At 41.1% G+C, this 11,255-nt stretch carries 9 protein-coding genes; 7 read left to right on the top strand and 2 right to left on the bottom strand.

Annotation, left to right across the window (positions count from 1 at the left end):
- The first annotated feature begins 336 nt into the window (after positions 1-336).
- The 4 genes from IM477_RS07590 to IM477_RS07575 all read left to right on the top strand — a co-directional run bounded on the left by IM477_RS07590 (position 337) and on the right by IM477_RS07575 (position 5,204).
- Positions 337-1,347: a permease gene (locus IM477_RS07590; RefSeq protein WP_002760364.1), complete on the top strand. Its 1,011-nt coding sequence runs from the start codon at positions 337-339 to the stop codon at positions 1,345-1,347.
- A 24-nt stretch (positions 1,348-1,371) separates the two neighbouring features.
- The gene (locus tag IM477_RS07585) at positions 1,372-2,163 is read left to right on the top strand and encodes a TIGR03943 family putative permease subunit (RefSeq protein WP_287731193.1); all 792 of its coding nucleotides are present in this window, start codon (positions 1,372-1,374) and stop codon (positions 2,161-2,163) included.
- Between the two features lie 155 nt (positions 2,164-2,318).
- A complete protein-coding gene (locus IM477_RS07580; RefSeq protein WP_287731192.1) occupies positions 2,319-3,797 on the top strand; it encodes an Ig-like domain-containing domain in 1,479 nt (492 codons plus the stop codon).
- Positions 3,798-3,827: 30 nt separating this feature from the next.
- Entirely contained in the window at positions 3,828-5,204 is a 1,377-nt protein-coding gene (locus IM477_RS07575; RefSeq protein ID WP_190721499.1) for an aldehyde dehydrogenase, read from the top strand.
- Between the two features lie 11 nt (positions 5,205-5,215).
- Here IM477_RS07575 and IM477_RS07570 read toward each other — a convergent pair whose 3' ends face one another.
- Positions 5,216-6,625 (bottom strand): isochorismate synthase, encoded by a 1,410-nt coding sequence (locus tag IM477_RS07570; RefSeq protein WP_287731191.1) that lies wholly within the window; start codon positions 6,623-6,625, stop codon positions 5,216-5,218.
- 235 nt (positions 6,626-6,860) lie between these two features.
- Positions 6,861-7,265: an NIL domain-containing protein gene (locus IM477_RS07565; protein WP_004163818.1), complete on the bottom strand. Its 405-nt coding sequence runs from the start codon at positions 7,263-7,265 to the stop codon at positions 6,861-6,863.
- 41 nt (positions 7,266-7,306) lie between these two features.
- Between IM477_RS07565 and IM477_RS07560 the strand changes: the two genes are divergently transcribed.
- The 3 genes from IM477_RS07560 (at position 7,307) to IM477_RS07550 (ending at position 10,225) form a co-directional block, all read left to right on the top strand.
- Positions 7,307-7,858 carry a thioredoxin family protein gene (locus tag IM477_RS07560; protein WP_287731190.1) on the top strand — a complete coding sequence of 184 codons (552 nt, stop codon included), beginning with the start codon at positions 7,307-7,309 and terminating at the stop codon, positions 7,856-7,858.
- Between the two features lie 128 nt (positions 7,859-7,986).
- On the top strand, positions 7,987-8,340 hold the full coding sequence (locus tag IM477_RS07555; RefSeq protein ID WP_002780578.1) for a hypothetical protein: 354 nt from the start codon (positions 7,987-7,989) through the stop codon (positions 8,338-8,340).
- Positions 8,309-10,225 (top strand): hypothetical protein, encoded by a 1,917-nt coding sequence (locus tag IM477_RS07550; RefSeq protein ID WP_287731189.1) that lies wholly within the window; start codon positions 8,309-8,311, stop codon positions 10,223-10,225. The genes IM477_RS07555 and IM477_RS07550 overlap by 32 nt, the downstream gene beginning before the upstream one ends.
- Positions 10,226-11,255 lie beyond the last annotated feature (1,030 nt).

Here is an 11,255-nt window from a genome sequence, read left to right as displayed (position 1 = left end):
AGGTTATCAAAGCGGCAAACTTAATCGAGTCCTCCAAGTGTGAGGTGAGTGGAGAGTGGGAATTATGAATTAGGAAGTGGGGAAGTGGGGGAGTGGGGAAGTGGGGAAGTGGGGGAATTTCAAGTAAAACCCTAACAGCCTAACACCCTAACACCCAAAAACCCCAAAACCTAAAACCTGTCCCCTGATAACTGGCTCCTGTCCCCTGACAACACAGAAGTCACTCGATCGGATATATTAAAAAAATGTTAAAAAGCCGGGGAGCGGACTGATGAACCTTTTTCTGGGGTTCCTAAGTCTTTACCCCTAAACCTCTAATTGCCAAGGCGAGGATAGATGAGTCAACTACAAAATGCCTTTACCCTATTCCTGAGCCTGTTGGTGGAAGCGATGCCTTTTTTACTGCTAGGGGTGATTCTCTCTAGTATTCTTTTAATATTTGTCGATGAACGTCGCCTAGTTGCCTTGATGCCTCGAAATGCTGTTTTAGGAGCATTTGTGGGGGGATGTATTGGTTTTTTGTTTCCCGTCTGCGAGTGTGGCAATGTACCCGTGGCGCGACGTTTACTTGTGCAAGGAATGCCGAATGCAGTAGCGGTTAGTTTTCTCTTAGCAGCGCCGACAATTAACCCGATTGTTATCTGGTCCACTTGGGTAGCTTTTCGCGATCAACCGGAAATTGTTTTCTATCGAGTTATCTTTTCTTTGTTCATCGCTACGGTTATCGGTATTATCTTTAGTATCCAAAAAGATCCCCGACCGCTCCTACAAACCTCTTTGGCAAAAAGTCTCAATTGGCAACCGCAAACACCGGAAAAAGAATCTATCCCACTACTACTACAATCCGGTTCTTTTCTGATCGGTAATTCTGGGCAAACTTTGCGCTTAGATGAAAGTTTTGCCGCTACTGCTGTCCTACCAGCAGTGCAGGCTATCCCGATGAAAAGGCGCTGGTTAACTTTTGTGGAAAACGTGGTGATGGAATTACGGGAATTAGGAGGAGTGTTAATCTTAGGAAGTGCTATAGCGGCCGGTTTACAGGTGTTTGTTCCCCGGGAATTTGTTCTTAATTTGGGTCAGGATCCGATTACTTCGATCTTGGCCATGATGCTGTTAGCGGTAATTGTTTCGATTTGTTCCACGGTTGATTCTTTTTTTGCTCTCTCCTTTGCCTCTAGTTTTACCAGTAGTTCCCTGCTGGCGTTTCTAGTGTTCGGTCCAATGATTGACCTGAAAGGGATTGGTTTAATGTTGTCTATTTTTAAACCGAGAATGTTAATTTATCTCTTTGCTTTAGCAGCGCAAATGACTTTTTTACTCACCTTGGCTCACAGTTATTTATTTTAGGTCAGTCCCTGGATAGTTTTTCCCATGAATTCATCACGTCTAAAAATAATCGCCCCCCAATTTATCGATATTATTGCCCTAATCGGTTGGGGTTCGTTACTATTTAAATACTGGATAACTGGACATTTAAATTTACTGATACATCCTAATTATTTTATTCTGGTTCTTATCACCAGTATTGCTTTATTTGTTCTGGGAATAGTCAAGCTTTGGACATTATTAAAACAGTGGCAAAAAAAGATTAATTTAGATAGTAACGATAATCGATCGCATATTACCATTCTTCCCCAACATTTTGGCTCAGGTTTATTAGTAATAACTGCCCTTTTAGGCCTATTTATCACCCCGCAGCCCCTCAGCAGTCAAATCGCATTACAGAGGGGAATTAGTGAATCTTTACCCCTAACTCGCTTGCAAACTCAATCCTTTGGCACTACCGTTAAACCAGAGGAAAAAAGTTTAATTGAATGGGTAAGAACTTTGAATGCTTACCCCGAACCTGATGCTTACACAGGACAACCGGTAAAAGTCACAGGTTTTGTGGTGCAATTGCCCCAATTACCAGATAATTATTTATTAATTAGTCGCTTTATTCTTACCTGTTGTGCCGTGGATGCTTATCCCGTGGGTTTGCCGGTGAAACTATCAGGAAGTCGCGGTCAATATCCCAATGACACTTGGTTAGAAATTACCGGAGAAATGGCCACGGAATCTTTACCCGTAGAGGTGGGAAAATCAACCACCAGAAGACAATTAGTAATTAAGGCTAAATCCGTGAAATCTATACCCACTCCTGTGGATCCCTACGGATATTAACAGTTATTAATTATCAGTTATCAGTTATCAGTTATCAGTTATCCGTTGTTCCCAAATATCTACTAAGTAGGTAGGCCTTAAAAATTGTCATATACCCCCCTTATTAAGGGGGGATCAAAGGCAAAATCTATCTTCAATAACTACATTACTTAATAATGCTGAAAACCTTACAACTACAACCGATTGATAAATTAGCGATAACATTAATTGTATCGCTAACCTTAGTAATTGGCGGCTTAATTTGGTTAGGTAATAGCTGTGGTAATCAATGTCTTTTACAAACCGGCCCAAGAGTCAAGGAATTTAGCTGGGAAAATCGAGCAATTGGCTCAGAAGATCAAGCATTTATTATCACTTTTGATCGCCCCATGGATCATGCTAGTGTAGAAAAAAATCTAGTTATCGATCCTCCGCTGCCGGGTAAGTTTAGTTGGGCCGGAAGACGATTAGCTTATACCCTCACTTCTCCCATTCCCTACGGAGAAAAATATCATCTGCAAATTGAAGGTGCGCGGGAACAATTTCGCAGCGGTAATCGATTAGGACAAACCCTGGCAATTTTTGAAAGAGAATTTAAAAGTCGCGATCGTGCTTTTGCCTATATTGGCACTAATGGGGAAGAACAGGGAAGATTAATTTTTTATAACTTGACCGAGGAGAAGAAAACCCTCTTAACCCCCGCAAATTTGACCGTTATGGCTTTTGAATTCTATCCTGAGGGTAAAAAAATCCTCTTTTCGGCCGTGGCGAAAAATCTGGGGATAGAGGGAATTCGTGAACTGCAGCTTTACCAAGTTGATAGCAGTCAATCGCCTCTAAAAATTGAGTTAGTGCTAGACAATAAAGATTATCAAAATAATCACTTTGATTTAGCTAAAGATGGGGAAACTATTGTCGTGCAGAGAATTGAGCGCCGCAATCCGATTAACTTCGATTTATGGGCAGTTAAATCGGGGGAAAAACCCCAACAATTAAACATCCAAGGCGGAGAATTTTTGATTGCACCTGATAGTAAAACTTTGGCTGTCACCCAGGGGGAAGGAATTGCGCTTTTGCCCTTAAAATTCGAGACAAAACCCCTGGATTTTTTACCAAAATTTGGGCGAATTTTGAATTTTTCTGCCGATGGTACGGCCGCAGCAATGGTAAATTTTAATACTGATAATGCCAAAATGCGTTATATTCGATCGCTTTTTTATGTCAATAATCAAGGATTACAAAAACGCTTACTCAATCTACAAGGTTCGATTATAGATTGTCAATTTAATGCCACCGGTAGTGATTTGTATTGTTTGTTAACCGAGTTAGTTACTAACAGTCAAGAGTACAAAGAAAAACCCTATTTTGCTAAAATAGATGTGAAGACCGGTCAAGTGACTCCCCTACTGGAATTAGCTGATTATCGTGATATTCACATTAGTTTATCTCCCGATGGTTTAGCAATTATTTTTGATCAACTTCGCACCAGTTATGATACTAATCCGACTAATCCCTTGACTACCGATTCGGGAGAAACAATTATCGGTGGTCGTTTGTGGATGTTAATTCCTCCCCTACAAGATGGAGTAAAAGCCAGTAAATCTGATTTAATTGAATTACCTCTAGCGGGAATTCGTCCCCAGTGGATGCCGTAGAATTTCATCATTAAGTTAGGAATTATTTCGATGCTGTCAAACTCAGAAAAATTAGCCAAATTGCGTCAGTATTTTGCCAGTGGTGCAACTCGTTCCTATCAATTCCGTCGTCAGCAGTTAGAGAAGTTAAAACAGGCAATCATTAAATATGAAGCAGAGATATATCGAGCTTTATATAGCGATTTAAAGAAAAGTCCCGAAGATTGTTGGATTACTGAAAATGGCTTCCTTTTGGTGGAAATTAATACCGCTTTAAAAAATTTGCGCTCATGGATGCAACCCAAAACTGTTAAAACTAATCTCTTAAATTTCCCATCCTCCAGTCAGATTATTCGAGAACCTTTAGGAGTGGTTTTAATTATTGGTGCTTGGAATTATCCCCTCCAATTGTTATTAGTGCCTTTAGTTGGCGCTATTGCTGCTGGTAACTGTGCGGTATTAAAACCGAGTGAATTTGCCTCAGCGACGGAAAAATTAGTAGTTAAAATAATTGAAGAAATATTCCCCGAAGAATATGTGTTAATTGTCCCAGGAGATGGTGCGGAAGTAATTCCGAATATGTTAGACAGTTTTACCTTTGATCAGATATTTTTTACTGGCAGTACAAGGGTAGGAAAAATTATTTATCAACTAGCGGCAGCAAAGTTAATTCCCGTTACTCTAGAATTAGGGGGAAAAAGTCCCTGTGTTATCGAAGCTGATGCTAATATTTCCGTGGCAACCCGTCGCATTGCCGTGACAAAATTCTCTAATTGTGGTCAAATGTGTATCGCAGCTGATTATATTTTGGTACATCAATCCCAGCAGGAGAATTTGATCAGAGAATTAGCAAACACTATTGTTAATTTTTTCGGTGAAGATGCCAGATTAAGTGCTGATTATGGTAAGATAATTAATGAGAAACAATTTGATCGCCTGATTGACTTTCTCCAAGATGGTGAGATTGTTTTTGGAGGCAAAACCGATCGAGAAAATTTATATATTCAACCAACTTTATTAACTAATGTTTCCCTCGATGCTCCTATTATGCAAGGGGAAATATTCGGTCCAATTTTACCGATCATTGCCTTTAGCACTTTTGAGGAAGCTTTAGCAATTATTGCTAAAAACCCTAACCCTCTAGCTTTTTATCTGTTTACTACCAAGGCAAAGACCGAAAAGAAATGGTTAGAATCAGTCCAGTTTGGGGGAGGTTGTATTAACAACAATAGTTTTCATTTTACTAATCCTAGTTTACCCTTTGGTGGTCGAGGAAATAGCGGTATCGGTAGCTATCATGGTCGTTTTTCCTTTGAGAATTTTAGTCACCAAAAAGCCATTATGAAAACACCTCTTTGGTTCAATCCCGCTTTAAAATATCCGCCTTTTAAGGGTAAATTAGACTTATTTAAGTTATTAGTTCGGTAACAAGCTACAGTTTAAGTTAAAGCTTTTAAGAGAGCTTGAAATTTAAGCTGAATTTCTGCTAGTTCTTTTTCCGGATCGGAACCGGCAACAATACCCGCACCGGCGTATAATCGCGCTCGATCGCCTTCAATTAAGGCCGAACGAATACCAACAATAAACTCACTATTATTTTGACAATCGATCCAACCCAAAGGAGCGGCATAAAGAGAGCGATCGAAGGTTTCATAATGACGAATTTGTGCTAAAGCGATCTCCGTGGGAACCCCAGCAACAGCAGGAGTGGGGTGTAGTTGGGCAACAATTTCGAGGGGATGGATGGAGGGTTTTAGTTTGGCATGGATAGGAGTCCAGAGATGTTGAATATTGGAGAGTTTTAACAATCTAGAGGGAGAATTTTGCGGATTTAAGCCAATTTGTCGCAGTTTTTGGTTAATAAAGTCACTAACAGCCCGATGTTCCCGTTGTTCTTTTTCACTAGCGAGGAGTTTATTGGCCAAGAGAGCATCTTCGATCGCATTTTCTCCCCGGGGGGCGGATCCCGCTAAAGCATCGGTGATTAATTGCCCCTGATGGACAGTTAACAAGCGTTCGGGACTAGCGCCGATAAAATGATCTCCCCGTCCATTGCCGAGGGAAAAAGTATAGCAATCGGGATGACGCTGACGCAAATTATCGAGACAGTTTACCAGATGAAAAGGACGGGGAGAAATCACGTCAAGAGCGTGAGCGAGGACAATTTTGCTAAATTTTTGAGCATGGATAGATTGGAGTGCATCGGCAACAGCCGCTTGAAAATTATAGGTAGGATGAATATAATAACTACAGGGAGCCTGGTGGGGATTTTGTCGGCAATTGCTCGAGTTATTTTGGATAATTTTGAGGTTGTTGATAGTTTCTTCGAGGGAGTTTTCTATTTCTTTTTCGCTGGTGATTAGGAGATTGGTAAGGAAAAAATATTCCGACTGTTTTTTGATAATTTGAAACTTAGGCAGGGTTAGGATAGCTGAGGGAAAGGGGGTAGCTCTTTCCGAGTCGAAAAAAGTGAAACTACAAAAGATGCGGGGAGTAATCTCGCTATAGTTATCAATTTTAATAATTCTTTGTTGACAGTTTTCAATAAATTTTTGAGCTTTTAAAAAACGTTGTTTGCCGTGGAAAGTGGCAGCAAAGGCGATGCCGTAGCCGAGAAAAGCGGTTTCTCGTTCGGGATTTTCCCAATAACAATGGGTGGGATAGCTAGAGGCAATCCGAGAGAGAATTTCTAGGGGATCAACGGGGGAAATTTTTTGACAAAAACTAACGATCGACGGATTTCCCTTTTCTGCGGCTAACAGTTGCGGGTTGAGGATAAAGTTATAGAGGCCGCGAAGATCAGCAATCGGACTATCAGGATAGGAAAGGCGAGGAACGGCAGAAGTCATGTCAAGTTTTTTGTATTTTTTGCAAAAAAACCATGATTAATGGTATGTAATCCCCACAGATGTGGCCAGAGTCAGCAATCTCTTTTTAACTATGGTATCGGAGAAAGGGTCTTTAGGCAGAAAGGGAACGGGATATTTGTGACGATTAACCGCGTTGGAGACAAATGAAGGCTTAAAATCTCCAGAGATGGCTATTATTTAAATGGGCAAAAAAATTAATTTAATAACTGCTACTTTACAAGTTTGTGGAAATTGCCGCCACGGGACAAGTGGGGATACATTGTTCACAAACCACACAACGGGAACGCAAAAACTTGAGACGAAAACTTTCGGGATCAAGGGTTAAAGCTTCCGTGGGACAAACTCCCGTACATAACCCACAATCGACGCATTTTTCTTCATCAATGACGATTTCGCGACTAACTTGGGAAACGCCAATATTTTGTAATTGTAACCATTCGATCGCCGCTTCTAACTCATCGATATCTCCCGATAATTCTAATACTAATGTTCCCACTTGATTGGGGGCAACTTGGGCGCGGATAATATTAGCGGCGACATTAAAATCCTTCGCCAGTCGATAGGTAACGGGCATATGGACGGCTTTTTTGGGAAAAGTGAGAGTAACGCGTTTTTTCATGAGGATAGGATAGGATAGGAATAATTTTTGAGAGACTATCCATGACAGCCACCACACCCACCAATAAAATCAGAAATCTGCTGCTGGCAGTAACGGCAGTTATTCTTAGTGTAGCGATTTTCTTGGGGTTTCAAACCACCGCTAGTTCTGTATCTTTGGAAGCGCAAGCGGAAAAAGCGACACCTTTCGATCTTGCCCTCAGCAATGGTAAACCCACCCTGACAGAATTTTATGCTAATTGGTGTACCAGTTGTCAGGCGATGGCCGCTGAAATTGCCGAAATTAAAAAACAATACGGTAATGCCATTAATTTTGTCATGCTCAACGTTGATAATAATAAATGGTTGCCGGAAATTCTCCGTTATCGCGTGGATGGTATTCCCCATTTTGTCTTTTTAAATAATCAAGGACAACCAGTTGCCCAAGCGATCGGAGAACAACCAAAATCAATTTTAACTGCTAATTTAGAAGCACTTTTAACTAATTCTACCCTACCCTATGCCACCACTACGGGACAGGCTTCTGATTTTAATATCCTTGCGGGCGCTAGTCAAACCGATCCTCGCAGTCACGGCAGTCAAGTTAATCAGTAATCAGTAATCAGTAATCAGTTATCAGTTATCAGTTATCAGTTATCAGTGGAAAGCTCATGGCTGAAAGCTATCATTCAAGAGTCAACAGCTTATCAATAAGTACATTTCATTGACTGAATTTTTTAACTATGGCGATTATTGTCCAACATTTGACCACAGGTAACGAATATATATTCCTAGGAGTTAGTGGGGGTGAAAGTAAGAATATTTTACCCACCAAAATGTTAGGAGATTTCTTCGCAACCGAGACTCCAGATAAATCTCGATCGCTGACGGTTTGTGACGATCAAGGCCGCATACTTTGGTTTCCCGTCACAGAAATGATTGTGGTGGAGGTAGATGGTCAAAAACCCGAAGAATTATTACCAGAAATTATCCCTCCTGAACCAGTTCCTTTACAATTAGATAAAGAGAATCAACCTCAGTCCCCAGAAAATCAAGGAAACATCGATGAATTTGCCGAAGATGACGATTGGATCTAGAATTAAATATCTAATTTTAGCGGTAATAATTGCCCTATTTACTATTGGCTTTAATTCCCTCTATTCTGTTTCTCAAAACTCGATCGCTTCCTTCCCCGTTGCCGAAGTTAAACCCCAATATCTTAACGATTGGACACCGGAATTAGAGGCAGAATTTCAACAAAGGGCCAAGCAAGTTATTAACCATTTTGCTAAGGCAGAAAGTTATGGCAATTTGTGGGGAGAAAACGAGAAAAGATCCTATCCTATGGCCATGTTTGATTTCTTGGCAGGAAACCAGCAAAAAGCCCTAGATTTCCTGCAGCAGGATGACCCACAAAAACGGGAACAGGCCCACACTGATTATATAGATTATTATTTTTCTTTTACCCTGAAAGGACAAATTAGAAAGTATTTTCTTCTCGGAAAGTATCTCGATCCAGTTTATCGTCAGAGAATGTATAATGCGGCGAAAATTTGGACAGAAACCGACCCTTTACAACGGCCCCACCCTATCCACGGTACGGGCCAAGGAACGGGTAATGATTGGAGTATAACAAGACGGGGTTTATGGGTAGATAGTCGCAATACTGATAACCTGCGAGCGATGCGCGAAACATCGGTTTATCTGATGGCCGAAGAAACCGGAAATGAAGCAACTCGTCAAATTTATAAAAGTAAAATTAAGCGTTACGTTTCAGCTTTATATAACATCGGTATGGGAGAATGGGATTCAGAAGTTTATCACGGTCACACCTTTGCTCCCTATCTCAATCTCTACGATTTTGCTCAAGATACGGAAGTTAAACAATGGGCAAAAATGGCCTTAGATTGGTTATCCATGGCCGCTAGTGTTAAATATTATCGCGGTGGTTGGGGTGGCCCTGTAAAACGCGATTATGGTGATGGCCATGGCGTAATGCGATCGCACGCATCCCGCACTTTTTGGCTATACTTTGGTGATACTCCCGTCCCCAATAATCGCCCGGAATTGGACTCTCTTTATCTAATTACCAGTGGTTATCGTCCTCCTTTGGCAGTGATGGAATTAGCCCGAAAAAACTTTAATAAACCGGTAGAAATTCTCGCCAGTAAACCCCTGTATGAAAACTGGAAACCGGGCAATAATCAAAGTCCGGGTTATTGGGAAACTCAATTTATCGGGGCTAGTTATCAAATGGGTAGTCTGGCGGGAACTTTCCCCGATGGCGATGTGGCCCCGTTTAAATTAATGGCCTTTAATCAACACAAAGGGGTGGATTTTTTTGTGGCTAACACTGGCAAAAATGGCGTAAAACCGGGCAAAAATACCGGGGATGAGATCGGACAATATCGTAATCTTTTAATCTGGTTACGTCCAGCAGACCAAGCTTTTTTCTGGCAATTACCGAAAACTGCCAAGGTAGAAAAAGATGATAATATCTGGTTTATTCAATTAGAAAAAACTTGGTTAGCCCTGAGATTAATAAATCTTTCTTCTCCTGAAATGATCGAGATTCCTAATTCCCCTTATCCCGATGATAATACCTACCAAGCTTTACCCACAGGTAACAATTATGCGGGTTTTGCTCTGGAAGTGGGGGAAGCGGCAACCCAGGGTAGTTATGAGAATTTCAAGAGCATATTTAAGCAAAAAAGTCAAGTAAATTTAACTCAAATTAAGCAGGGCAGGGTTTTATTTAAAGGCAGTCAAGGGCAGAGTTTACAATTGACCTATAATCAAATCAATCTACTGCCGATTTTAATTCGTAACGGTCAAAAGCACGATTGGTCAAAAAATTTCGCCCTTTATAACAGTTTAAGTCGAGATAACTCTCCTGTTTCTTTGGGTTGGAAAAAGGGCAAATTAACCGTCAAAGCAGGGAAATACCAGTTTTCCAATGCCTTGATCCTCTCCTCTCCTTAAGTTAGATATTCTCGATTATTTATTCAGCAAACCCTAGTTATAGCGGTGTGCAGTCGTATGAGGTACAGTGTCACGAGCTATAAACCATGCTAGGCAAAGCTTGGTCTGTATCTCACTCAAGCGCTTACCGCTATATCTTTTTTGGAAGTCTGTGTCTGTATTCCATGCTACATAAGCTTTTCAGCTGGCTTGTCCCCCTGTCAGATTGCGGCTCTTCTCGACTTTGTGTGATAATCAGTGCTTATCATTCGTAGGAGTCTTGCTAGGCAAGGCTTTGAAGACTATATTTCTGGAAAATTATCCCTATTCTTCTTACTCCCACACAGAAACGAGAAGAGCCGTGATTTTTGGATAGGTACTTATGGTACTTTTTGGGTTGAGTCGATGGATACTTTCTCGGAACTTGCCTTTTCTTTGATCCGCCTCAAACCCCAGAAAAACCCTTATTTCTCCAAAGGGTTAACGGCTATGAGCCTTATAAAGCAAGCTTTTTAACTGTTCTGTCACCCCTTGAGGGCATCGACACAGGCGAATCTGATTCTTTGCTGTTTTCCGTCACAATCGACCCTAATCGTGTCGCCGTCGTGTACCGAACCCCTGACTACCGTGCGGGAAGGTTCTGACAGGACACCAATAGTAAGGCGATCGCTAAAAGAAAAAGGCGCTTCATCGAAAATTTGGGTCTGAAACCCCGTCTTTTGAGGACGGCTTTATATGACAATATAGATGGTTACTGACCCCGACGCACAGTAGAGATATAAACCCAACACCAAAGTTGCCAAAACTACTCACGCAAAGGGGAAGGATGAAGCAATGGGCTAAGGTTGTTCAGCCCATCTCGTTTCCAGAAAACCGAAGAAAAATGGAGATTTTGGATGACTACGATTTACGGCTCTTCGTTACTTGGTATGATTCGATCAGGTGGCATAAATCGACTAAATCCTTATATGGCAAGAGACTCAATTGATTAGCTCGTTCTAGATAGAAAACAATTGGCAAAAATCGAAGCAATGTCTTTCTGTGTAAGGGT

Origin of the sequence: Microcystis sp. M090S1 (assembly GCF_020246295.1) — a bacterium.
Taxonomy (GTDB): Bacteria; Cyanobacteriota; Cyanobacteriia; order Cyanobacteriales; family Microcystaceae; genus Microcystis; species Microcystis aeruginosa.
The sequence above is the reverse complement of the archived record's forward strand: the minus strand, read 5'-3'. Positions and strand labels throughout refer to the sequence as shown.

Excerpts from the sequence above, each read along its gene's own strand:
- IM477_RS07570 (WP_287731191.1), bottom strand. The coding sequence starts at position 6,625 with ATGACTTCTGCCGTTCCTCGCCTTTCCTATCCTGATAGTCCGATTGCT.
- IM477_RS07555 (WP_002780578.1), top strand. The coding sequence starts at position 7,987 with ATGGCGATTATTGTCCAACATTTGACCACAGGTAACGAATATATATTC.
- IM477_RS07585 (WP_287731193.1), top strand. The coding sequence starts at position 1,372 with ATGAATTCATCACGTCTAAAAATAATCGCCCCCCAATTTATCGATATT.
- IM477_RS07590 (WP_002760364.1), top strand. The coding sequence starts at position 337 with ATGAGTCAACTACAAAATGCCTTTACCCTATTCCTGAGCCTGTTGGTG.
- IM477_RS07575 (WP_190721499.1), top strand. The coding sequence starts at position 3,828 with ATGCTGTCAAACTCAGAAAAATTAGCCAAATTGCGTCAGTATTTTGCC.
- IM477_RS07560 (WP_287731190.1), top strand. The coding sequence starts at position 7,307 with ATGACAGCCACCACACCCACCAATAAAATCAGAAATCTGCTGCTGGCA.
- IM477_RS07550 (WP_287731189.1), top strand. The coding sequence starts at position 8,309 with ATGAATTTGCCGAAGATGACGATTGGATCTAGAATTAAATATCTAATT.
- IM477_RS07580 (WP_287731192.1), top strand. The coding sequence starts at position 2,319 with ATGCTGAAAACCTTACAACTACAACCGATTGATAAATTAGCGATAACA.
- IM477_RS07565 (WP_004163818.1), bottom strand. The coding sequence starts at position 7,265 with ATGAAAAAACGCGTTACTCTCACTTTTCCCAAAAAAGCCGTCCATATG.